We start from the raw sequence: 25,326 nt of genomic DNA on the forward strand, positions 1-25,326 counted from the left end.
TCCTACTATTTATTTGAAAGTTTCAATATCAGTTACCCGGTTTGACTACCGTACTCGTACTGCTTCCCGGACTCCACGGAGCAATATCGGCTTCAATTACAATCTCACCGTCCGACGAAAAGATCAAAGTGATAAGGTGGGCATATCCTTCCTTCACTCCTTCACGGATATTGTTGATTGTAATCTTTTTAGCAGTATTCATCTGACGGGGATTATCAGGATTGGTTCCATCGTAGGCAGTCAGCACATCCAGCGTAATCGGTAAAGAAGGAGTACCCAGATTTTCTTCCGGATAGATCATGCAATAACCGATCACAGGATTTTCTTCTTTTGCCGTTACAATCTTCGACGGACAGTTGAAAAAAGACAATGACTGCTTCGATACACTACCGTTGATTTCCAGAGTCGTCTCAACATTGGCCGGAAGCACGTTCAGCTTAAGATTAACAGGCTGATCATTCACCTTTACCGATTTAATATCGCCCCATGACTTGATCGCTTCCGTCGATCCCACACATTTGATCTGTAGTTGGGTTAGTTTATGATTGAAAATAAAAGGCTTAAATGGATTATCCTTATCGGCAGTCTGACATTCGGTAGCCATCAGATCCATATCCCCGTCGATAGTGTAAGCGATCGGAGAAGAGACATTTCCATTTACTACCGGACGCGGATATATACCGACCATTTTCGTCTGCGTACTTGCATAAGAAGCATACGTCAATGTTTCTTCGCCGAAAGTAACGAGCTGGTTGCCTTCACCGGCCATACGAGTTCCATCATACCAGTTCGTAAAACTGTTCCCATTGCCTTGCAGATAACCAAACATTACATCCAGCTTCTTATCGTATCCGGAGTTAATTACTGCTTTTGTTTCAGCATCGGCCAATCCGGCACTGACCTCGATAGCCGCACTTGCCGATGTACCGGCTTCTGTTTCATCATTACTGCAACTTGCCAACGAAAAAGTGGCAAGTAAGCCCATTATCAAATAATTGTTTGTTTTCATAAAAACAGGTATTTATAAATTATATACTATAATCAATTTGTTATCGTACCGTTACCGCTTTCTCCGGTTTTCCAGTCACTGACAGAACCGGTTGCCACAATCACAATCTCATCTCTGCCCTGAAATATCAGGTTGATCGAATGGGCATAGCCTTTTTTCACATCCAGTGGAGTTTTGCCATCAGACACATTATTTATTGTAATCTCGTTGCTACTGTTTCCGTCAGTGTAATACACTTTAATTTTCAGAGCATCCATCGAACCGATCATCAATGGAGAGCCTACTGCTTCCAGATTGGAGGTCAACACATATTGGGCAATCCCCGGAACCTCAGGTTTTACCGATTTGTCCTCATAAACGATCTTTCCGTCAGCAATCGTCATCGAAGAAGGGTACTGCCCGTCGATGATTTCTATTTTCGAGATGGCTTTATCGATGTTATTACGTAAAAATTCGGCTGTTGCCTGCACACGGAAATTAAGTTGCGTCAGCTTATGACCGAAAGTAAAAGGAGAAGAGATAGGGGTTTGCTTGCTACCATATACGATCCCGCCATACATCACATCTTCCGTACCAGTTTTATTAAACTGTACGATACCATTCTCAGATGGGATGTTGGGATGCCAAGCAGCCATATACACATTTCCCCCATTCGGATATACTTTCGAATTATCCAACGGAACCCAATTCCCGGAACTCTCCTGACTAGCAGTCAACGTAATTGTGTTTTGCCAGGCCGGCTGAGCAGTCCAGACAGGATAAGCCGAACTTTCAAAAGCAGTGATAGCAGCAGTAAATTTGTCACCTGTAGTTACCGGCGCTTTGGTGACAGCTTCGCTAACAGTAGCACCCACCTTGATTTCTGCAGACTCGTAGCTATCCGGCACCCCATCGTTAGAAGAACAAGCAGATAGTAAAGTAGCCAAAAAGGCTACATACAGAGATACTTTTTTCATACTTTTTGTTATAATAATTAATACTAGTTTGTTCCATTCAATCTATAACGCCAATTCCGTTATTCCCCTTTTTCCACTCCACTACCGAAGTTGATAAGGAGGTAGTCCCGTCTGTTCGGATCGTGACAGACAAGAGATAAGAAGTTCCGGGTGCAGAACGGTTATTTTCTTCACGAAACACAATCGGCAATTGTCTATAATGTCTCTGGTCTTCCAGGCTGTCTTGCAGCATGATTGTCAAACTAAGAGGAACTCCCGGCTGAACCATAACCGTTTCCGGTATCTCCGTCCAGGCTGTATCGAGCTTTTGAAACATATCCCGGGGGCGGTTCACTGCCATTATCCGATTACTGTCTCCACTGAACAACAAAGACTTATCAGCCAGAGACAAGGTGACTTTCTGCTTTACGCCGTCTATAACTACCGTACGTAGCTTCCAGCCGTCGGTCATCCCTTTTTCGTCGAGACGCAACCTGAAACGAAGCTGCGTCAGCAAATGCACGAACTCAAAGGATTTCGTATCCTGCCAAAACATATCGGTCAGACAACCATGTTGTTCTTCAGTCACCATAATATCCTGCTGTCCGTCCATTGGATAAGTAACAGTCATACGATCGGCCAATCTTCCTTCCGGTACAAATCCGCGGAGATAAATAAGGCTGTTATCAGCCGGATAATACTTTGGTGCCGTAAGGGTAGTACTACCATTCTTTCCTATATATGCTTTCCAAACCTCCTGATATTTCCCTGATTCATTCCCTTTGACAAAAAATACGGAATCCGGATAGACCGATACCTCCCCTGAGAAGTTTTCAGCATAAGAATGAAGTATCAGCTCTTTTTCACTTTCAGGCTGGTTAACATCCACCTGTCCGGAGTTATTGTCATCCGAGCATCCCGCCGCCCCACCCAACAGGTAAAGCAACATCATACTATGCAACATTCCATATTTAAAATCCATTCCCCTATACATTATATATATTCTTTATTACATATCAATTACCGGGAGCATCGACTTCGCCTGTCCCTTCCTTCCAGCCAATGTTGGTAACGACCATGCCATTAATCTCGTCGTATGCTATTTCGAGATCGAGAACAATACGAACAGCCAGTGTTGCTTCAAAAGCATCGTTAATCGCTTCCGTAATATTCGCAAACGAAGTAATTTCCTTTCCATCAGATGTTTTCAACGTCAAATAGAGATCGATGTCAGTATAACTGCCTTTATTAAATCCGGAGGCTCCAAACAGGTTAAGGGAAGAACTGTAAATTCCTATTGCATTCGGCTGTGTTCCAAAAGCCATGGAAGCCGACTTCTCAAATAGCAATTTTCCGGTAGGAATATGGATTTCGGATGAAATCCCGGTGAGCAGGCCTGTCAAATTCTCTATCCGGTCTTCTCCCCCACCTGTTATTTTAATATTAAGCTCCAATGTTCTTACCAGGTTCACCGGAAACAATTCCTTTGTTACCGCCCTGAATCCTCCAATGTCAGACAGTTCATCTCCCGTACCATACAAATAACCGGGTTGAGCCACCTGTATATCCGATGATTTCATGGCAGATACCTGACGGGCTATTCCACGTGCACCTGCATACCCATTATCCATCTCAAGCAACACACTTTTATCTTCAGCCGTACAAACCACCACTTCATAATTACCTGATGGCAACGTCCCTTCATACCCCGATGATTGTCCCTGGCGAATGATCGGACGATCGGCACCGTCTTTATAAAAATAATAAGTCATAACAGACGGATGATCTTTATCCTGCCAGTTCAATAGCAAGCGGATTTTTCCATTCTTCGCCCAGTCCTCGTCGGTCAGACGGTATGTACAAGCCGTCAAAAAGGCTGTACATACGATCGCTACGACTTCTATACATTGTATATATTGCTGTTTTTTCATCTTAGCTTTCCCTTTATCTGATTTGAAAACGATACACTAAACTAATATTGAAGCCAAGCATAAAACCTGTAGACGAGAAGCGCGTTTCCAGATAGTTTTTTGCATCTACATTATCATAACGATATTTCTTGCCATCATAAACTGAGCGGTAACCGGCAGACAAGCTCGCTTCCGTACAAAAACCGGCACCAAGCGGAATCAGACAGCCCACCGACGCACCCAACGAGATAAACCGCCCCGTACGACCATACAGATTATCCGAAGCCTTACTGATCAGATCTCCTCTTACATCGAAATCCCCATATTGGAAAAATAACCCGGTATTCAACCAACGATATTCATCGACTGCTAACGGCCAGACCTTTGGAGAGAGAGTAACAGACGATATCGCCCAATGATCTTTCGTTTTATCTTTATATGCAAAATCGGCATACATACCGGCCAGCGCCACCGACCAACGTCTGCCAAAATAATATTCCACCTCCAGGTTCGGCATAAATGCCCCGGTAACAATCTGTTCGTCACCTACTCCCAATAACATAGAAGGAGCTATCGTTGCCCAGGGAAGCAGATTTGTTTTTATGGCCAGTCCCTGTTCCATCAAACCCGATACCGGTTTCTTCCGTTTAGGTAACGACTGTTTCGCAGAGGCAGACTTTCGTTTTACAACTATCGGTGCTGCTTCTTCCTCCATAAATTCTTCCTCCGGCAGATCTTGCCGGATCATTTGCTTCTGTACCTGACGTTCTGCTGTTATGATCCGTCCCGTTTCTACAGTTGCCAGCCGATAATCATCCAACTCGGAACGATCGAATAACGGATCGGTTATCACATAAATTTCACGTTCATAGCCACCTGAACTACCCCGCGAAAACATATCTACATAAGGTACAGCCCCATAACGTTTAACAGCATCAGCTACGGCATTCGGATAACGGCTTTCGCTACAACTTATCTCCTGATTGGCAAACCACGGTAACGGAGCATGAACCTGATAAACATGAACCTGATCGATATAGTCGCCACTACGGTCAATATAGAAAGCGACACATTCATGCGGTATATTCAGCTTCGACCTAAGATAGGCCCGTATTCGACTGGCACGGAGGGATGCTTCATTCACCACTGCATCATCCGTATAATTATATGAATTTACATGAGCTACAATCAACAGGTGATAAGTGTTTCGAAGCAATTGGTCCCGTGAAGCTGTCAGCGATTCATTCATACGCTGAAGATAATAGGCATTATCACCATAATCGACCAGAAACAAATCCTTCTCTTCAACAAAAGAGTACAGAAACGATTCCGCTTTCGTATAAGATCTAGTTATCTGAGCATTTACTCCCGGCACTAACAAGCTACAAAGTAAAAACACACAAAGTACAGTTTTTACTATCCTTCTGGATTTTCGTTGTTTCATATCATGCATTCTAACACTCGGTTTAATTATCATTGTTTCTTATTTTCTTTACCCTTATTTATGTAATAAGGCATCGACACAAAAAACAACTTCTTTAGAGGAGGTATTTTATCATTTCAGGTCACAAATAAGAGAGGATTGAAGTCTTTTTAAAGGTCTTTCCGGGAAAAAACAAACAGCAATGAAAACGTTTTTTTTCCAATGGATATTAAAGAGATGGCAACCCCACCCCGTTTTATATATCGCCAAAGGAAAATACCCATCGGATTAGTTAAAAACAGGCTATTTGGTAAATTTATGTTAAATAAATATGTTTATTTTATCAAAAGAATAAGAACCCCTTGTTTTTCATTCTCATTCTTTCTATGTTTGTAGAGTCTTTTATCACATTTTTCTATTTAGACATGATCTAAAAGTCTGTGAATGAGACGAAAAAAGGATATTTTACCTTATTACATAAATAAGGTAATCTCTCACGCTCGGAGTATATTCTCTATTCCTTTGGTTACTAAGCTATTAGCCTCTCCTACCTTATCAGCATCAAAAGCAGTAAGATAAATACTCGTCATTTTTTCAGAAGAATGTCCGAGAGCTTGGCTAATAATAGCAATCGGTATCCCGCGGTGATAAGCTTCAGAAGCCCATGCATGACGGAATACATAAGTAGTTAACGGATCCACCAATCCCAGTTCGATACGAATCTGATCCAAGTAACGATTTTCGGTCGCAAGACAGTACTTATACTGTTCGTGCGAGGCACCTTCCGGCAAAATAGGAAAAAGATACGGTGTATCGGGACGGCTGTAACGGTCGACCAGCAACTGCATACCTGGAGAAACTTCCATCTGGATTAGCACATTCGTTTTCTGACGGCGGTAAGACAGCACTTTACCACCTTCTATCAGATTATCCTGCGTCAGATGTACGATATCCACAAAAGGCATACCGCAAGCCATAAAAGAAAACAACGCCACATCGGCAGCCTGCTGTTTCTCCGGCTCATCCTTCAAATCCAACGAAGCGATATTTTTGATCACGTCGACCGGCACAGCCCGCTTTTGCGTATCCTCCCGTTTTAAACAGATACCCGCAAAGGGCGACTCGCTCGGTCGCCCTTTCCACCCCAAGCAGGCGCGGTTATACATCGCACGAAAATTGCTGAGATAACTGTTTACACTATTCACTCGCAGCCCTTTCTTACGTAACCAGTCCTGAAAATTATGTACCATAGTAGGGGTAACCGCTTTCAGCGAGAGTTTCCGACCGCCATTGAAGCTTTTGAAATGGTTTCGCACAGCCCGGTACAAGTCGGCCGTACTCTCGTTGCCCAGAGAACGTTTTTCCTGCTCCTGTCGCTTCATTTCTTCATAAAACACTTTGTTTTTCATACTATTTCAATTTTTAAAGAAAAAACAAAGATATAACAATTGCTGGGGATAAAAGTTATTCACCTCAGATTACAAAAAGACAATAAAAAGCCGCTTTTATCTTTCATAAAGTCCTAATTTTATAATTTTAGACAACAGCAAATCTCCTTCGATGAGGTATTTCAGATCTATATATGGTCTTTTTCCTACTCTATTTTATTCTTTCCCCAAATTCATCACAATCATTTTTTTAATCATCACAATAGTTTGAGTAAACCATTGCAATAACTCCCGACACTTATCACAATAAAATCAGCAAATCATTGCAATCATTTTTTTAACACTCCGCCCAAAAAGGTTTGAACCACGAAAAACAGCCTCCCGAAACAACAAAATCATCTAATTAGCATGCTGGAAGCTCTGACCGAACAGTCATTTTCCGACTGACAGATCGAAATCGATTACCTATCTTAACTATCGCACATCCGACAATCATTACAATGATCTCTTTACCCTCTTACCAAATGTCACTATAAAATAATAAACAGGCTCAACACGCTATTTCTTAACTCCGGCTCAGACGGATATAACAAACCCCTAACCTCCACGCTCACGTACAGAGCCTAGAAATCAGGGGATTATTGACAAAATGACAATTTGATCGTAATTCGTGATTAATCAATAATCACTCCACATGCAGTCTTATCGTTCCTTCAATCCTATCTCCCGTTTTCAAGGGTTTCCTGAAAGGGGCATAATAACTGTCCAGGAACATTTCGTTACCGGCGGTTACAAAATCGGCAACAAGGAAACGGATACGGTCTTTTTCTAACCATGAACGCCAGTGTTGCTGTCCATCGGAAATAATAGTCACCTTATTTCCGTCCGGGGAGACAAGGCCGGCATACCATATATTCCTGCGGGTAGAACGGAAGTCGTTACTTCCCAGCTCATTATAATCCATACTCCACGACCAGGCCGGCTCTACTCTCGGATCGATATGCGACGGCAGTCCTGAATAAAACAGGTCGGCCTCCCCTACCGGACGACTGATGTGGTCTTCCGGATATACACTCCACAGCCCATCACGTCGCCAGAAAGTCTTATTAAAAGAAATAGGAGCCTCAAAAACCAGTCCCCATTGCCGGGGATTAACGTCTGCCAATGCATTGAACGAATACGTTACGGCAATCTTTCCACTGGCATTTATATGCAGGGTATAGCTACCTTCAAATTCTTTATAGCTGCCTTTTACGGAAACAACGACATCATCTGCTACTTTTTTCGCATCTGTCTCGACCACTTTCCATTCCGTACAAATATCGTTAAACAAAGGAGTATTGGCATTATGATTCGGATAACAACCACCACCATTCAATGGCAGAGCCATTAACCACGGACCACCGCTCAGTATTTCCTGTTTGCCGCGTTTCAAAGAAAGGATCTGTCCGGTTGTTCGGCTCACCTCGCAGGTAAAATTCTTACCGGTAATAGAATATTTACCGGCACTTTTCTTCAACTGAGTGGTTACCGGCAATAATTCAGGTAACTCGTTTTGCACCTGTTTACCCACCGGAATAATATATTCATCGACTACGAAACCACGCGGATCGGTAAACGAGAGATAAAGTTCGTTTGCCTCGGCCGGATTCTCTATCGGAATTTGTATTCGCCCAAGTTGTCCGGGAGGAATCGAAGCAAAGGAGACACCTTGTTCCACCCCGTACTTCCAGTTAATCTGCAACTCATTGAAATCGGTATAAGTATACCGGTTTTCCAAATCGACAATCAGTTCACCGGCCGGAGATAACTTTTCCGTATGTACACGAACCGGGCTGTATATCTTTTTCATATCATAATATTCCGGTTTGGGACGTCGCCAACCATCGATCGGTCCCCACGGGCCATAACCGACTGCATCCCCGTTCGGCATCTGGAAGATATCGTCGATTCCCGACCAGATGGAACCACCCAGCACACCGGCTGTCTTATACATCATGTCCCATGTCGGTGACAATGCCAGTGCCCAGTCGCTGCGCACACCGGGATCTGTCACCAATTCACTCCGGTTATATACATTCAAGTGGCAGTATTCACCATACACCATCGGGCGTTCGCTCTTAGCGGCAACCTTATACCCATTCGGTCCCGGATAATGGATATTGGCAATCGGAGCCGTACTTCCCTGATTATTAAAACCGCCGTATGCCTGATCGTGGAATGTGTGCGGACGGGTCGGATCGGCCTTTCTTACATACACCTCTACCTGGGCAAACTCCCGGTTCCAATAAGACTCGTTGGCCATCGACCAGAAAATAACAGACGGATGGTTACGGTAAAACTGGATTGTCTCCATATTGGCCTGTAATACATACGGATAATATTTACTATCCTGATAATCGAGTGTCTTCCAGTTCTCGTTCGCATGGTGTCCGATCCAGCAAACCGGGGCCTCCACCTCTACAAACATGCCCAGTTCGTCGCAATACTCCAGGAGTTCTTCGCAAGGAGGATAATGTGAGGTACGGATAAAGTTACAATTGGCATCGCGGTAGAGTTCCACATCTTTCCGTGTCAGTTCAGGAGTCAGTACACGCCCGGTCAGCGGATGAGCTTCATGACGGCAAACACCTCTTAATTTAACGGCCTTTCCGTTCACCAGTAGTTGATTACCTTTCACTTCCACTTCGCGGAAGCCAAAACGTTTTCCTATCTGTTCTGTTGTAATGCCATCGATACCCAACTCTATTTTCATCGAATATAAATAAGGATGTTCGTTATCCCATTTCCTAGGATTATTCACTTTCCCGGTCAACCATCCCGTCCAGGTTTCTCCCGGAGCCAGCACGGGTATCTCCTGATCCAAAACAATGGGTAGTCCGGTTATCGACAGACGTGCAGCTATGTTCTTCTCTGTTTCTTTTCCGGCATTGGTTACAGCCAGATAAACTTTCAGTTCTGCATCTTCATACCGGTCGTCCAGATCGGTCACAATACGCAAATCTGAAATATGTACATCCGGTACGGCTAAAAGAGTCACCTTCCGGGTAATTCCACCTATCTGGTGAGCGGCATACTGCGTCAGGCTTCCCAGCATATCAGCCAGGGATTCGCTACGGACTTTCAGTGTCAAACTGTTTTCGCCCGGCTGCAAAGCCTGTGTAGCATCCAATTCAAACGCGGTCATACCTCCTATATGAGAGCCTATCTCTTTCCCATTCAACCAGACCATACATTCGCTGGATACACCATCGAAACGTAACTTCACTTGCTTACCATTCCAATCTGCGGGCAAGATAAATGTTTTCTGGTAACCGCCAAAGCCGGCTGAGTCTACTTTAAATCCTTGCATCGACCATTGTCCGGGTACCACGACCGGACTCCAGCTATCATCCGCTTTACGGGTATAAAAGTCTGCTTCCGGTGCCGGATTGAACAACCATGTTCCGTTTAACGAAAGTACCGGATCGTACACACCCGGTACACTGGATGGTATTGCCGCATAGACAGGCAAATGCTTTTCCGCATCTACCTCCGTATCTATCTGATAAGTACGGGTATTTATCAACGCCTGTTTTTGTTCGCCTTCGAACGGGAGCGGTTTCTTCGGGTTGGATGAATAGAGATTCAACTCCGACACAATAGCATTCGGCCCTTTCAGTACTTCAAATATCAGTACCAACTGGCCATACGCAAACGCTTTCTTCGGCAGATCGATCTTATACCGCTGTTCTTTTCCGGCTTCGAGAACAACAGGTGCCTGTACCTCGTTTCCATCAGCGACGATCCGTTGGTGACGTTCGCTATCAGCCAGATAAACGATTTCCAACTGATAATCGGCTTGTATATCCATCCGGTCGAAAGCATAGATGATAGTTCCACCGAAGTTGCATGTCTTTGCTTCGGGACTTCCGTTTATCCTGTCAGGCATCGTATAATTGTCACCTTTTACCAGAAACGGCTGCTTATCGTCCACACCGCAATCATTAGCTGCAACCAGGTGCAGTTTACTCGTTTGTGCACTCATTGCCACAATTGAGAGTAACAATATCAAAGTGCTCAGGACAGGCTTTCTGTGCCTGGATCGTTCAAGGTTATTCATTCCGTTTTTATTTTGTTTATTCCAGTGCAATATTACAAAGTTCCGCCCAATCCGCTCTTACAGCAAGCCGATTGTTTAAAAGAGAAGAAGGAACAAATCCAAAAGAAACTTGGATAAAACGGAACCGGGTTCGATAACAACAGTCCATATTCCATTAATTAATGCCCTTATTTCACAAAAAAGATATATTTATTAAATAATAATGGAGAACCATGGTGCATTATCCAAATAGTTTCCGTTCCTTTGTGCCACGAACAACAAGAGGTTTGAAAGCATATTGACCATCTGTTGCCGTTATTATTAATTTTTTATTTTTATATTTATGAACATGTATGTTGGAAACCTTAGCTATAACGTTAGGGAATCAGATTTAAAAGAAGTTATGGAAGAGTATGGAACAGTTGATTCTGTTAAATTAATCATCGACCGTGACACAAGAAGATCAAAAGGTTTTGCTTTTGTTGAAATGCCGGACAATGCTGAAGCACAGAAAGCTATCAACGAATTGAACGGAGCAGAATATGCAGGCCGTGCAATGGTAGTAAAAGAAGCACTTCCCAGAAACTAATCGACTGACATTATTTTAATATATATCAGTATAAAGGATACTCATAATGAGTATCCTTTTTTGTTTTATACCTTCACCCGATCGTTAGCCATTATATGTTGGGGATCGGTTTCTTATTCGGACTTTAAACTGTTTACCGGGTTTGCATTGGCTGCCCGCCAACTCTGGAATGTAACTGTACCAATAGTTATAACCAATACAATCGCCAGTGCAAGTAAATAAACCCACCAATATATCGGTGTTTTATAGGCAAAACTTTCCAACCACTTCTTTATGCCATAGTAGCCAACCGGAACAGCCAGTGCGAAACAAATCATGACAATATAAATATACGAGCGGTTCAACATCTCCAATATCTCCATATTCGTCGCACCGTGTACTTTACGGATCCCAATCTCTTTCCGGCGGTATTGGGTTTCGAATACAACCAATCCAAAGACACCTACAAGCGATATAATAATGGCCAGTATACTAAATACCGTGATCAGGCTGCGCAGATTCTCTTCCTTATGATATAACTCGTTAAATATCTCATCATAAAATTCGATATCATACGGATAAGACGGGTCTATATCAGCCATCGTATTACGGATATGGGAGACGGCACCGCGTATATCCGTTCCGGCTTTCAAGCGGATATAAGAAACAGTCATAGGATAAGGTATCTTTCCTGTCACAAAAGCGATATTATTTTCTCCGTTACGGAGCGAAGTAAACTTCACATCGCCGGTCAGGCCCACAATACGACCGGTTACCCACGATGTTATCTGATCACCGGCTTCCATGTTCATTTCCATCTTAGCCGCATGGTTAAAAATATACACAAAATCTTCCGACAGTTTGTCTGCAGGCGAAAAATCGCGCCCTTCCTCGACCGGAATACCCATGACACGCAGGAAATTCTCTGATACAGGGATCATGAAGAACTGGAACTCTTTTTCCTTTACATAACCGCCATTGGTGCTGTAACCATCCTTAGAACCTACTTTTTCCATGGCAAAAGCCACATCTTCGATTCCCGAATATTCTTTCAAACGGTTCACATACGTCTCGTGCGACTTATTATATATCTCTCCGCTCAAACGGACAATAGCGATCTGATCTTTATCGAATCCCAAAGAATATCCACGCATATAATTGTTTTGAAGGCGGACAAAGCTGGCGCCGATGATCAACAGGATGGAAACGATAAACTGAACACTTATCAGAACCGTACGCAATTTGCGCCCGGAAGGTGAAAGTCCGAAACTTCCTTTCAATACCAATGCCGGCGGGAAAGAGGTTACATACCATGACGGATACAACCCGGCAATGATCCCGGTAAACAAAGCTACAACGCCGGTCAGTAATATAACGGGCAGGTTGTTTATTATTGCCAGGTTTGCCTCCACGAAAGGCAAGGCTTCCGTACGTCCCAATATCCACACAACGAATAGGCTCAACAGCCAGGAGACCATACTGATGATGGCAGCTTCCGCCAGCAGGGCACGACGCAATACGACATCCGGGCTACCCAATACTTTCTGGGTATTGATACTCTTGATACGCATCGGTGTCAGTGATGTACTGAAGTTCGTAAAGTTGATAGCAGCAACAATGATAATCAATAAAGCGATGAAGAACAGCAACATGGTCACCTCCTTATTCCCACTCCGGAAGATCGTTCCGTCCTGGCTCTCATTCATATAATAGATACTTGTCAACGGAGTCAGTTTGATACGTACATCCTCCCCCTTATCTACTTTGGAGAAGTCAAAGTTGGCATTGAAGTTATCCACTACGGTCTGTGCCGATTCAGGATTATCCAGTAACAGATAGCAAACATAATTACTAGCTCCGAAATTATCCCGTTGATAGGTTTCACCGATAGCTGTATAGATCAGGTTACGCATCTGAGTATTACCTGGGAAATCCTTATAGACCGCTCCTATCGTAAATTCACGGTTATCTTTTGTCTGTACACTTTCTTCCGCATGAAGTGCTTTTCCCACAGCCGGCTGGTTACCGAACATCTTACGGGCTATGCTCTCAGGCAGGATCACTTTTTCCGGATCATTCAGGCAATCACGGTCCCCTTCAATAATCGGGAAATCGAAAACTCTGGCTATATCCGGATGACAAGTTTGTACCAACTCCCGGTAACCGATCTTCTGTCCGTTCTCCACAACAGAAAAATAGACCGCAGGGTTATAGGGATAGATCAAACTACCCGCTTCGATATGGGGCGACGACTGGATAACCGACTCTACAAAAGCACGGGGCAGGATCAATCCAAAAGTTCCTGTCTGGGTTAATTCAAGGCGATATACCCGATCGGCAGTCGGATGGCAACGATCAAAACTACGTTCATAGTTGACCTGTATCAAAATAACGATGAAAGCAGCAAAAGCGACAGCCAACCCGGCTACATTCAGAAAAGTCGCCATCTTGAAACGCCGCAACACACTCAGAAAGTTTCTTAATATCGTTTTCATATTATTTGTATTTTCCTTTTACCATCCAAAATACATGCCAAAAATACATTCAACTATATATCAAGCATTTACATAAATCATATAAAATAACAATGTCTAATAATTAGACACTCATGTATAATTATTAGACATTGATACCAAAATATATAGAAGCTTTTTATTCCGTCTTCATGCTATCTACCGGATTAGAGTTTGCTACATGCCAGTTCTGGAATGTAACAGTTATAAAAGTAATGGCCGATATGATGATAAAAGAGAGCAAGAATACCCACCAGTACATCGGAGTGCGGTAAGCAAAGTTTTCCAGCCAGCGGTACATGCCATAGAAAGCGACCGGCGCGGCTAAGACAAAACAAGCGGCAAGTATAATCAGATAGCCTTTATTGAACATGAACAATATCTGGGAAGTAGACGATCCCAATACTTTACGGACAGCCACCTCTTTCCGGCGGTACTCACTCTCGAATACAACCAGGCCGAATACACCGACAATGGAGATAAAGATCGCAATAACACTGAACAAGGTGATCAGGTTACTGATCTTCAATTCCCTTTCATAGGTCTGCTGCAGGATCTCATCATAGAAGGTCGTTTTGAAAGGATAAATCGGATCTATCTTGGTTAAACAGGCTTGCACATGTTTCATGGCAGCCCGCAAATCGCTGCCCGCCTTCACTTTTACGTAAGCGGCTGCATAATATTTACTGTCGACCTCCTGTCCCCATCTGTATTTACCCCATACGTAAAAAGTCATCGGGGATACTTCATTACGGAAAGATGCGAATTTGACGTTCGAAATAAAACCGATAATCTCATCGCCATCGATCTTCTCTCCCAGTTCCAGATTATACATCTCCCGGGCTTTCTCATTAAAAATATAGCAACCGTTCTCTTTCAAATCATCTTCGGGACGGAAATCACGGCCATCTGTCACCTCGATTCCCATCACACGCAGGAAAGAAGGAGAAACAGGGATGCACTGGAAATTGATATCCTGGTCTTTATATATACGTCCCCATCCCATATAAAAGTCACGGCTGGACAGAACCTGTTCCGCATAAGTGATATCTTCTATTCCGGAAAACGACTTCACCTCGCTGGTCAGGACGCTCTGGTTTTTATTGACTTTACTGTTCAATTCAATCACGATCAGTTCGTCCTTATCGTATCCCAGAGGAGTATTTTGCATATACCGGTTCTGCAGATACATGAACAGAGAACTGATAATCAGGATAAATGAAGCGACAAACTGGATACTTACCAGCGCGCTTCGAAGCACGCGCCCCTTCGGTGACAAGCCGAAACAGCCTTTCAAAACCAACGCCGGCGGGAAAGATGTGATGTAACAGGCGGGATAGATACCAGCCAATACGCCTACCGCCACCGCAATAACAGCCGTAGTGATGATAAGACCCGACTGCACCGAAAAAGACATATCGGCATCTACCAGGGATGCAACAAAAGTATGTCCGGCAACAAACAGCAAACCCAACGAAATAATATAAGCCACGATACTTACAATGACAGCTTCCGCCAACAAGCTAGTCCGGAGCACGCTATCAGGACTTCCCAATACTTTCTGTGTATTGATACTCTTGATACGCATCGGAGTCAAAGCAGTACTGAAATTAGTAAAGTTGATACCGGCAATCAATAGGATGACAAAAGCGATTGCAAACAGCACATGCATTGTCTGCCGGCTGGCTTTCGGCATGGAGTCGAAAGAAACATTCGTCAGGAAATGCAACTTAGGCAGTGGTGTTAAACACAGCTCGATGCCGTCTTTCTCCCACTTGAAATCTTTCCCGAATTGCTGGGAGGCATCGAAATTCTTTTTGAAGTTATCCTTAACAACTTCCATGTTGGAAGGATCGTCCAGACGGAAGAAAAAGAAATAATTCTGGTTACCATACTCATTGTAATTTTCTTTATCGGACATTTGCCGGTAAATAATATTCCGGACAGACGAGTTACGGGGGAAGTCTTTAAAGACACCGCTGATCGTAGCCAGCGTATTTTCAGATTCTGCGCTCATCAGCCGTTTACCTATGGCCGATTCATTTCCGAACAGGCGACGTGCCATGCTTTCAGGGATTATAACTGTTTCCGGTTGATCAAGCGCTGTCTCATTTCCTTCCACCATATCAAAATGGAAGACACGGGTAATCCCGGATGTCGTATTTACAACAGGATCTTTGAAATTTTGTCTTTCTCCTCCCTGCTCCACGCTATAAAACAACTCGGAGTTCCAGGAAGACATGATCATACCGGCTTTCACATGCGGAGAAGATTCCGTAAATCCCCTTGCAAACGGACGGCTGATAACCGCACTCATACTCCCCTGGAAATCCATATCCATCCGATAGATCGAATTGGCCTCCGGCTGGCAGGAGTCGAATGTGTTGTCATAATTCACCTGCATCATTATCACCATAAAGGCGGTAAAAGCAATGCTTAACCCTAATACGTTCAGAAGTGTCGCCATCTTGAAACGGCGAAGTACGCTGATGAAGTTCCTTAAAATAGTTTTCATATACACCCAAATTATTATTCCGATTTAAGGTTGTCCGTCAAAACAACTCTATCAATAGAAACGTAATAATTTATGGAACGTTGCATATCAGTTATTCTATTTTTATACTTTCTGCCGGATTTTCACTAGCCGTATTCCAATTCTGGAAAGTAACAGCCAGAAGAGTGATTATAGAAACCACGATAAAAGCAAGGACATATACCCACCAATACAATGGTATCTTATAGGCAAAATAAGTCAGCCACTGCTTCATCGCATAATAAGCGACAGGTGTTGCCAGGATAAAACATAGGACAAGAATACGCAAATAGGCTTTATTGAACATGACCAATATCTGGGAAGTAGTAGCCCCATGTACTTTCCGTAAAGCTATTTCTTTCCGCTTATATTCACTTTCAAAAATAACCAACCCCAAAACACCCACAATAGATATAAATACAGCAACCAAACTAAAAAGCGAGATCAACCAGCCTATACTCAACTCCCGTTTATAAAGATTGTTTAGTATCGTATCATAAAACGTTATTTCTACCGGAAAATCCTTATCTATCGAAGTCAATACCTGGCCGATAGAAGCAATAGTTTTCCGGATATCAGCCCCGTTTTTTATTTTTATATACGCATACCTCGGATGGAGATCCTTCGCGGCCGGAACATAAAAAGCCATCGGAGCCACATTCGTGCGAAAAGAAGCATATTTTATATCATCGATAAAACCGGCAATCACCGCAGGCGGTACGTCGACATAAGCATTTCCCGTAATATACTCACCTGAAACAAGATCATATTGTAACCGGGCCGTTTCATTAAAAATGTAAGATCCGCCCGCCGTATTCGCATCCTCCCGAAGAAAATCACGCCCGGATATAACCGGAATATTCATTATTTGAAGGAAATTCGGGGAGACAGTGAATAATTTAAATGTCAGATCATTATCCCTGTATCCACGCCCGTATGTCATAAATTCATCCCCGCCTGACAATAAATCCTGGGCAAAAGACACATCCTGTATGTTCGATTCATTCTTTAGCCGATTTTCCAATGTGCCCGTATTATTCATCAGAGTCCTGTTTAATTCGATTATAGCGATCTGATCCTTATCGAAACCTAAAGAGGAAGCAACCATATAACGATTCTGCAAATAAATAAACAAGGCAGTTATAATCAAAGCAAAGGAGATAATAAACTGAAAGGAAACGAGAAGGCTCCTTAACCTCTTCCCCGAAGGCGTCAGGCCGTATGAACCTTTCAATACTAAAGCCGGAGGAAAAGAGGTAATTCGCCAGGCCGGATATAGTCCGGCCAAAAGCCCTACGATTATGGCTAAAACACCGGTTAGTATTAATAGAGGAATATTGGCAGCCAAAGCCATATCGGAGTTTATCATGTTTGCCAGCCAGGTATTCGCCATTCCCCTGACAATAAACAGTGAAATAACAAAAGAGAGCAGGCAAATCACTACCGCCTCCACCAGCATGGCATAACGTAATACCTTATCCGACCCTCCTAATACCTTTTGAGTATTGATACTACGGATGCGCATCGGTACCAGCGCATTGCTGAAATTCGTAAAATTGATCCCGGCAATCAAGACGATCAATATAGCAACCGTGAACAAAACCAACACCAAATTGCGATTGCCCTTATCCTTTAGGGAGTCGAATAGCGAGTCTGCTTCATAATAAATATCCTGCAACTCCGTCAGCCGTATGTCGCACATCTCCCAGTTATAATCCTCTCTGTCCAAACCTGCTTTAAAATCGGTTATTATCTGGCCGGCAGCCTTCGGATCATCCAGTAAAACATATAACTGATAACCACGGTTCCACCAATTATCAATATTTTCTTTCTGCCCGATCCGCCTGTACACAGCATTCTGCACAACCGAATTTCTGGGAAAGTCCTTATATACCCCTCCTACCGTGAACGACATATTATCCCCTGTTAATTGTTTTCCGACAGCCTGGCCATCCTGGAAGAACTTCTGAGCCTCGCTTTCCGATATCAATACCGTACCCGGATTATCAATACTCCCGGCACTTCCCTCAATCATATCAAAACTAAAGACATCCGCATATTCCGGAGTTATAGCATTAACCGGGCACCAGAAGCTTACCTCCTCATTCCCTTTCTCCACTTTCAATGTCAACTGGCTTCCCCAGGAGAAAAGCAAAGCCCCTTTCTCTATATGCGGGGAAGAAAGGGTAAAGGCTTCTGCAAACGGACGAGCCAATACAACGTTATTTCCGGACTCCGGAAAATAAAGACCTACCCGGAAGATACGCTCCGCATTCTTCTGATACCGGTCGAATCCCCAATCATATTGCAACTGGATCATCAGGATTATAAAGGCAGCAAAGGCAATACTCAGTCCCATTACATTCAATAGGGTCGCCATCTTAAACCGGCGGACAATACCTAACAGGTTTCTAATAATAGTTTTCATAACCGTATTTTATTTCTTTATAATCCTGATACCATTATCATATCACTCACTCTTGATACTGAACACCGGATTCTCACTGGCCGCCCGCCAATTCTGGAAAGTCACCGTAATGATCGTAATCAGGGAAACCAAGAGGAAAGCAAGAATAAACACCCACCAATAAACAGGTGTCTTGTACATAAAATTCTCCAACCATTTATTGATTGCATAAAAAGCAACCGGAGCAGCCAAAATAAAACAGATACATAATATATATATGTATGTTTTATTAAACATGACGAGGATCTCGGTGGTAGTCGAGCCCATTACTTTCCGTATACCGATCTCCTTCTTTTTGTACTGACTGTCGAATACCACCAGGCCGAACACCCCGACCATCGAAATAAACACCGCGATCAGACTAAATAGTGTAATCAATGAACTCAGACTCTCCTCTTTCTCATACAAAGTATTTAATACCTGGTCGAAAAACTTCACATCGAATGGATAATCCGGATGAATCTCACTCAATACATTCTTTACATGACTCATTGCTGCCGGTAGGTCGGAACCAGCCTTTACCTTAATATAAGCATACGCAGCACCGCCGCTATATCCTTTACCACGTACATAAAAAGCCATAGGAGTCACCTCTGTACGGAACGAAGCGAACTTTATATCCGGAATAAAACCAGCTATCTCAGCTCCATATATCTTATCTCCCAGAGTCATATCATATAGTTTTTTTGCCCTCTCGTTAAAGATATAAACCCCGTCGGTCGTTAATGCATCCTCCTCACGGAAATCCCTTCCTTCGATCACAGATATATTCATAACCTTAAGAAACGACGGATCTACCGGCATGCACTGGAACTGGATGGTCTCGCCATTCAATTCGCGTCCCCACTCCATATACTGATCCTGGCTGGACAGCATAAACTCGCCATAAGTGACATCCTCTATACCCGAAAAAGATTTCAATCGGCTGCTGAAAGCATCCGAACTTTTCAAAACAGGAGCCGTCAGATTCGTTACGATCACTTCATCCTTATCATAGCCCAGCGGACTACTTTGCATAAAATGATTCTGCAAATACATAAACATCGAACCGATGATCAATGCAAAAGAAGCAATAAACTGTACGCTGATAAGCACATTACGCAATCTTCGCCCTTTCGGTGACAAACCGAAACTTCCTTTCAGCACCAATGCCGGAGAAAAAGAAGTCATATAATAAGAAGGATACAAGCCTGCCAACAGTCCAGTCAGCAATGCGATCAAAGTCGTTACGGAAAGTAACAACGGATGAGCGGCCAAAGACATATCTGCATCCACCAACTTCGCTATCGGGCCATTGCCAGCCATATAGACCATCCACAAGGCCAGTAAATAAGCAACCACACTGATACAAACAGCCTCCATCAACAGAGAAAAGCGCAGTACACCGTCCGAACTACCCAATACCTTCTGCGTATTAATACTTTTCACCCGCATAGGTGTCAGCGCCGTACTGAAATTGGTGAAATTTATACCTGCAATGATCAGAATGACCAATGCAATAGCAAAAAGCACCAGTACCGTTTGCCGGCTCGATTTAGGAGTCATATCAAAAGTTACATCCGTAGCATAATGCACATCCGGCAAACAGGTCAGACGGAAATTAGGTTCGCCCGAATACCACGACATATTTTTCCCCAGATTATTCTCCTTATAATAGGTCAGAAAATCACTCGCCAGGTCTTTTGCCGACTCAGGATTATCGAGCCGGATATAAAAATTATAGCTCGAATTACCCCAATCATGCAAGTCCTGTTTATCATCCATCTTTATAAAAACAGCATTCTGAATAATACTATTAAGGGGAAGATCGCGGTAAATGCCGCCTATCGTATAATTGCCTTCCGGTGTAGTGAAAAGGCCAGCCAACCTTCCTTTACTCTCTTTTGCCGTGATCTGCTTACCGACCGCCGGCTCGTTTCCAAATAATTTCTGTGCCATACTTTCAGGGATCAGCATCTTTCCCGGTTCTTTCAGGACATCTACCGAACCTTCCAGCATCTCAAAATCAAAGACATCCGTAAAGGAAGGATAAACAATCATGGTCGGTTCCTGATAGGAATTTTTCTCCCCCCCTTTATCGACTGAGTATAATGTTTCATTATAAAACGGATAGGTAAGCGCTCCTGCTACAATATGCGGAGAGAAATTGATAAAAGCGTCAGCCATCGGACGCGATACGACGGCTTGTGTCGATGTCTTATCCCATTGCAATTCTACCCGGTAGATATTATCCGCATTCTTATGGAACGTATCGAAGTTCTTATCATAGTCCACTTGCATCATTATCACCATAAATGCGGCAAAAGCCACAGACAATCCCAGGATATTAAGTATGGTCGCCATCTTGAAACGACGCAATACACTAATAAAGTTCCGAATAATAGTTTTCATTGACAGATATATTTTTGGTCAGGATAGTCCAAATCGCGTGCCAAAACAAGTAACATTCTAATAAACAGGAAATTGACAACACAAGACATTCCATTATGTGTCTAAATATTGGACACTGGTGTAAAATAATTAGACATCAATATAATTATATTCTAAATAAAAGATCAAACAAATATCGTCAATCCGCCTTAAATAAAACAAGACCATGATAAATAACACTTATCACAGCCTTGTTTCAATTTCACAAATAAGAAAAAAAATCTATTCCTTATAATCAATCCATACTTTCATTTTACCAGCCTCACGGTTATCCCATGAATAATACGGTATAAGAGATAAGGTTTCATTGCCGTTCTGTGCCTTGACAGCAACGACTCCATTTAATAAAGAAGGATCGAAACGACTACTAAACGATGTAGCCGAAGAAATTATCTGCTTATCAAAATCTTTCGCATTATCTACCTCTTCCATACAATAAACAAGCGGCCCACGCTGAATGGCACGCTTACCAATGTTACCCTTTACACGAGGATCGGCAGCTACAACTTCAATAGGCATTGCCATATTCAAAACAATTACATCATTTTGTTTCCATGTTTCTTTTAAGACAGCATAACCTTTATCCGTTGGAGCTTTGACGTCTTTCTCATTCACTGATATTGTATAGTCCTTACACCAGTCCGGTATACGGAGACGGATTTCTTTTTTTATGGGGGAAGTCGTAGACACCGTTAACTTCATGACACCATCCCAAGGATAATTTGTTTCCTGCTGAATCTCGATATCTTTACCGTCTACCTTAAATGTAGCTTTATTACCTATATAAAGATTCACCCAAATAGCATCTGCAGAAGTGCCATAAATATAATTACCAATTGAAGGAAGGAAACGGGATATCTGACTCGGACAACATGCACAACCATACCAGGCCTGACGGTGATGATCGCCTTTCGATTCAAGCGGATTGACATAGAAGAACCGGTCACCAGCCAACGATATACCAGCTAATGCTCCATTATACATCGAACGTTCCAACACATTGATATATTTGGCATCACCTGTAAACTGGTTCATACGTTGATTCCAGAGAACCATACCAACAGAAGCACATGTCTCGCAATAGGCATCCAGATTCGGTAAATCATAATCTTCCGTAAAGCCTTCATTATGTCTGGATGAACCTATCCCACCTGTAATATACATATTACGAAAAACAACGTCGTCCCACAATCGATTGAGGGCAGCAATATAACCGGAATCCTTTTTCATTGCAGCCACATCTGCCATACCGCAATATAAATACATACAACGAACGGCGTGACCGGCAATATCGGTCATTTCACGTACCGGTTTTTCATCCTGGTAATAAAACGGATCCCAGTTTCCTTCACCACCCATTGTTCCATGTCCATGACCTCTCTCTTCAATCAGCCAGTTGGAAAAATCCAGGTATCTCTTATCATTAGTGACCTGATAGAGTTTAACAAGGGCCAGTTCAATCTCCTCATGCCCCGGAACCCAATGCCGTTTGCCGGGTCCGAAAAGACTCATCATATGATCTGCCATACGAATACAAACATCCAATAGTTTGCGCTTGCCGGTTGCCTGATAATAAGCTACACCTGCCTCTATCATATGCCCTGCACAATACATTTCGTGTTTATCCATATTTTTCCAACGTTTATCCAGCCCGGTCAGCGTATAAAAAGTATTGATATAACCATCCGGTTGCTGGGCGGCGGCAAATTTATCGATCCATTCGTCCGCTTTCTTCTCCAGTTCAGGGTCGGGATTATTTATCAAACTGTATGCCATCCCCTCGAGAGCCTTATATACATCAGAATCATCGAAGAAAATTCCGGAGTGCTCGCCTTCGCCTTTAGCGGCATTTTCAAAGTTACGGATACGTCCGGTTTGATTCTCGATCTGATCAATACAAACCGGCAAAGTAGTCGTCACATGACTTTTCAGGCGTGGAGACCAGAAATTATCGGTTATTTTAATATGGGAAAAATCTACCTGTTCAATCATCTTGAAAGGTGTTTCTTTTGTTTGTTGCTCCTGACATCCCCAGAGGGTAAGACAGGCTAGCGGAAGCAATAAAAACTGTTTCATGCTGTTAGAATTAAAAGTTTAATATGATTATTCGATATTGTTTTTCTTAAAAAGATAATTGCCTATGACCAGATAGTCCATACCTGTATTCATAAAACACCGGTAAGCATCTTCTGGCGTACAAACAATTGGTTCACCGCGTACATTAAAACTCGTATTGACTAATACACTGCAACCGGTTTTATGCTTAAAGGCCTGTAATAGCTCATAAAAGACCGGATTCGTCTGTTTTGAGACAGTTTGTACCCTCGCAGAAAAATCAACATGGGTGATAGCCTGCAAGGCAGACCGAAGTGTATATAATTTTTCCATATAAGGCTTCTCATGATAAGTCTCCGGCAACTGTTTGAGTTGCCTCGGATGAACCTGATCGACGAGAAGCATATATGGCGAGAGAGCTTCTGATTCAAAATATTCCATTCGATCATCCTCCAGTACACTGGGAGCAAAAGGTCTGAAACTTTCCCGATTTTTTATTTCAAGATTCAACTTCCGTTGCATATCGGTATTCCTCGGATCAGCCAGAATAGATCGATTACCAAGCGCACGGGGACCAAACTCCATACGTCCCTGGAACCAGCCGACAATAGCACCACTATTCAACAAGTCAGCGACCCTTTCATACAAATGTTCCTGAGATAAACGAACAGTATCGGCTTCTGTGTTACGGATAAGGTTTTCCACCTCCCTGTCTGTGAAAGCCGGCCCCAGATAAGTGCCAGCCATCAGGTCTGTTCCAGAAACAATACGTTCTTTACCTAAGACGATATGCCAGACAGAAAAGGCAGCACCGATAGCTCCGCCGGCATCACCGGCTGCCGGTTGAATCCATATATCTTTAAAAAGTTTACTATGTCTTATTTTTCCATTGGCTACACAATTCAAAGCGACGCCACCAGCCAAAACCAGATTATCAGCTCCAGTTATTCTCTTAGCCGTAACAGCTAGTTTATACATCACCTCTTCAGTCACATTTTGCACAGCATAAGCCAAATCAATATAAGCCTGCGATATTCCACTTTCCGGCTGGCGGGGAGGTACGCCAAAAAGGTTCTCCCAAGCCTGTGAATTCGTCATCGTCAATCCTGTCGCATAATTGAAATAATCCATATTGAGCAGAAAAGAGCCGTCTTCCCGTATGTCGATCAGCTGACTTTTTATCTTTTGGATATATTCACAAGCTGTCGGCGAACTATTTCCATAAGGAGCCAGTCCCATCAGTTTATATTCTCCACTGTTCACCCTGAAACCACAATAATAGGTAAAAGCAGAATACAACAGACCTAACGAATGAGGGAACTGAAGTTCCCGAAGCTGTGTAATTGTTTTACCGTTACCTTTACCGATAGTCGTCGTCGCCCATTCACCAACCCCATCTACGGTGAGGATGGCAGCTTCCTGATAAGGAGAAGGGAAAAATGCACTGGCTGAATGAGAGAGATGGTGATCCGGAAAATAAAGACGAGCTTTAATTCCCCATTGTTGCAAATTTTCCTGAAGCGTTTTTTTTATATAAAGCTTCTCTTTTATCCAGAGAGGTATCGCTTTAGCAAAGCTTCTGAAACCTTTTGGTGCAAAAACATGATAAGTCTCGAGAAGACGCTCGAACTTGATAAACGGTTTCTCATAAAAAGCTACATGTGTCACTTCTCTTCCCTTTATACCGGCTTCCTGTAATACGTATCCGATAGCATGGCGAGGAAAGGATGCATCATGTTTCTTCCGGGTAAAACGTTCTTCCTGAGCTGCCGCCACAAGCTTCCCGTCTATTAACAAAACGGCAGCACTGTCGTGATAGAATGCGGATAGGCCAAGTATAATAGTCATTTTATATCAAAATATAGAATAAATAAACGGAGCTAATGCTGTTCCCTGAGAAATCACAATAAGTAGTGAAAGCAACAAGAGGATCAGAATGATTGGTATCAACCAATATTTCTTTCGGGCAACCAGAAAGCTGCAAAATTCTTTGATAAAGTCAATCATAGCTCTA

At 43.0% G+C, this 25,326-nt stretch carries 15 protein-coding genes; 1 reads left to right on the top strand and 14 read right to left on the bottom strand.

The window, feature by feature from the left end; all coding sequences use genetic code 11:
• Nucleotides 1-28: 28 nt before the first annotated feature.
• The 7 genes from BQ7394_RS13940 to BQ7394_RS13970 all read right to left on the bottom strand — a co-directional run bounded on the left by BQ7394_RS13940 (nucleotide 29) and on the right by BQ7394_RS13970 (nucleotide 10,767).
• Nucleotides 29-1,009 (bottom strand): fimbrillin family protein, encoded by a 981-nt coding sequence (locus BQ7394_RS13940; protein ID WP_075557990.1) that lies wholly within the window; start codon nucleotides 1,007-1,009, stop codon nucleotides 29-31.
• Between the two features lie 32 nt (nucleotides 1,010-1,041).
• Nucleotides 1,042-1,965 carry a fimbrillin family protein gene (locus BQ7394_RS13945; protein WP_075557991.1) on the bottom strand — a complete coding sequence of 308 codons (924 nt, stop codon included), beginning with the start codon at nucleotides 1,963-1,965 and terminating at the stop codon, nucleotides 1,042-1,044.
• Nucleotides 1,966-2,002: 37 nt separating this feature from the next.
• The gene (locus BQ7394_RS13950; protein WP_075557992.1) at nucleotides 2,003-2,926 is read right to left on the bottom strand and encodes a fimbrillin family protein; all 924 of its coding nucleotides are present in this window, start codon (nucleotides 2,924-2,926) and stop codon (nucleotides 2,003-2,005) included.
• Between the two features lie 34 nt (nucleotides 2,927-2,960).
• Nucleotides 2,961-3,875 carry a DUF5119 domain-containing protein gene (locus BQ7394_RS13955; RefSeq protein WP_075557993.1) on the bottom strand — a complete coding sequence of 305 codons (915 nt, stop codon included), beginning with the start codon at nucleotides 3,873-3,875 and terminating at the stop codon, nucleotides 2,961-2,963.
• A 13-nt stretch (nucleotides 3,876-3,888) separates the two neighbouring features.
• Nucleotides 3,889-5,298 carry a DUF3575 domain-containing protein gene (locus BQ7394_RS13960; protein ID WP_235848747.1) on the bottom strand — a complete coding sequence of 470 codons (1,410 nt, stop codon included), beginning with the start codon at nucleotides 5,296-5,298 and terminating at the stop codon, nucleotides 3,889-3,891.
• 473 nt (nucleotides 5,299-5,771) lie between these two features.
• Nucleotides 5,772-6,686, bottom strand: a complete 915-nt coding sequence (locus BQ7394_RS13965) for a tyrosine-type recombinase/integrase (protein ID WP_075557995.1) — start codon at nucleotides 6,684-6,686, stop codon at nucleotides 5,772-5,774.
• 664 nt (nucleotides 6,687-7,350) lie between these two features.
• A complete protein-coding gene (locus BQ7394_RS13970) occupies nucleotides 7,351-10,767 on the bottom strand; it encodes a glycoside hydrolase family 2 protein (RefSeq protein WP_075557996.1) in 3,417 nt (1,138 codons plus the stop codon).
• 322 nt (nucleotides 10,768-11,089) lie between these two features.
• Between BQ7394_RS13970 and BQ7394_RS13975 the strand changes: the two genes are divergently transcribed.
• A complete protein-coding gene (locus BQ7394_RS13975) occupies nucleotides 11,090-11,335 on the top strand; it encodes an RNA recognition motif domain-containing protein (RefSeq protein ID WP_028727320.1) in 246 nt (81 codons plus the stop codon).
• 113 nt (nucleotides 11,336-11,448) lie between these two features.
• Here BQ7394_RS13975 and BQ7394_RS13980 read toward each other — a convergent pair whose 3' ends face one another.
• From BQ7394_RS13980 to BQ7394_RS26645, 7 genes are all read right to left on the bottom strand, one after another.
• Nucleotides 11,449-13,809, bottom strand: a complete 2,361-nt coding sequence (locus BQ7394_RS13980; protein ID WP_075557997.1) for an ABC transporter permease — start codon at nucleotides 13,807-13,809, stop codon at nucleotides 11,449-11,451.
• Between the two features lie 157 nt (nucleotides 13,810-13,966).
• Complete coding sequence (locus BQ7394_RS13985) at nucleotides 13,967-16,342, bottom strand: ABC transporter permease (RefSeq protein WP_075557998.1); 2,376 nt, start codon at nucleotides 16,340-16,342, stop codon at nucleotides 13,967-13,969.
• Between the two features lie 91 nt (nucleotides 16,343-16,433).
• Nucleotides 16,434-18,788, bottom strand: coding sequence for an ABC transporter permease (locus BQ7394_RS13990; protein ID WP_075557999.1), 2,355 nt, complete (start codon nucleotides 18,786-18,788; stop codon nucleotides 16,434-16,436).
• Nucleotides 18,789-18,830: 42 nt separating this feature from the next.
• A complete protein-coding gene (locus BQ7394_RS13995; protein ID WP_075558000.1) occupies nucleotides 18,831-21,218 on the bottom strand; it encodes an ABC transporter permease in 2,388 nt (795 codons plus the stop codon).
• Nucleotides 21,219-21,479: 261 nt separating this feature from the next.
• Nucleotides 21,480-23,333, bottom strand: coding sequence for a glycoside hydrolase family 127 protein (locus tag BQ7394_RS14000; protein ID WP_075558001.1), 1,854 nt, complete (start codon nucleotides 23,331-23,333; stop codon nucleotides 21,480-21,482).
• 27 nt (nucleotides 23,334-23,360) lie between these two features.
• Nucleotides 23,361-25,160, bottom strand: a complete 1,800-nt coding sequence (locus BQ7394_RS14005) for a carbamoyltransferase family protein (protein ID WP_075558002.1) — start codon at nucleotides 25,158-25,160, stop codon at nucleotides 23,361-23,363.
• Nucleotides 25,161-25,166: 6 nt separating this feature from the next.
• On the bottom strand, nucleotides 25,167-25,319 hold the full coding sequence (locus BQ7394_RS26645) for a DUF5989 family protein (RefSeq protein ID WP_087880604.1): 153 nt from the start codon (nucleotides 25,317-25,319) through the stop codon (nucleotides 25,167-25,169).
• Nucleotides 25,320-25,326: the final 7 nt, after the last annotated feature.

The organism is Parabacteroides timonensis, from assembly GCF_900128505.1.
GTDB lineage: Bacteria > Bacteroidota > Bacteroidia > Bacteroidales > Tannerellaceae > Parabacteroides > Parabacteroides timonensis.

Coding starts and splice junctions, on each gene's coding strand:
- BQ7394_RS13950 (WP_075557992.1), bottom strand. CDS start 2,926: ATGGATTTTAAATATGGAATGTTGCATAGTATGATGTTGCTTTACCTG.
- BQ7394_RS14000 (WP_075558001.1), bottom strand. CDS start 23,333: ATGAAACAGTTTTTATTGCTTCCGCTAGCCTGTCTTACCCTCTGGGGA.
- BQ7394_RS13985 (WP_075557998.1), bottom strand. CDS start 16,342: ATGAAAACTATTTTAAGGAACTTCATCAGCGTACTTCGCCGTTTCAAG.
- BQ7394_RS13975 (WP_028727320.1), top strand. CDS start 11,090: ATGAACATGTATGTTGGAAACCTTAGCTATAACGTTAGGGAATCAGAT.
- BQ7394_RS13955 (WP_075557993.1), bottom strand. CDS start 3,875: ATGAAAAAACAGCAATATATACAATGTATAGAAGTCGTAGCGATCGTA.
- BQ7394_RS13990 (WP_075557999.1), bottom strand. CDS start 18,788: ATGAAAACTATTATTAGAAACCTGTTAGGTATTGTCCGCCGGTTTAAG.
- BQ7394_RS13980 (WP_075557997.1), bottom strand. CDS start 13,809: ATGAAAACGATATTAAGAAACTTTCTGAGTGTGTTGCGGCGTTTCAAG.
- BQ7394_RS13995 (WP_075558000.1), bottom strand. CDS start 21,218: ATGAAAACTATTATTCGGAACTTTATTAGTGTATTGCGTCGTTTCAAG.
- BQ7394_RS26645 (WP_087880604.1), bottom strand. CDS start 25,319: ATGATTGACTTTATCAAAGAATTTTGCAGCTTTCTGGTTGCCCGAAAG.
- BQ7394_RS13940 (WP_075557990.1), bottom strand. CDS start 1,009: ATGAAAACAAACAATTATTTGATAATGGGCTTACTTGCCACTTTTTCG.
- BQ7394_RS13965 (WP_075557995.1), bottom strand. CDS start 6,686: ATGAAAAACAAAGTGTTTTATGAAGAAATGAAGCGACAGGAGCAGGAA.
- BQ7394_RS13945 (WP_075557991.1), bottom strand. CDS start 1,965: ATGAAAAAAGTATCTCTGTATGTAGCCTTTTTGGCTACTTTACTATCT.
- BQ7394_RS14005 (WP_075558002.1), bottom strand. CDS start 25,160: ATGACTATTATACTTGGCCTATCCGCATTCTATCACGACAGTGCTGCC.
- BQ7394_RS13970 (WP_075557996.1), bottom strand. CDS start 10,767: ATGAATAACCTTGAACGATCCAGGCACAGAAAGCCTGTCCTGAGCACT.
- BQ7394_RS13960 (WP_235848747.1), bottom strand. CDS start 5,298: ATGAAACAACGAAAATCCAGAAGGATAGTAAAAACTGTACTTTGTGTG.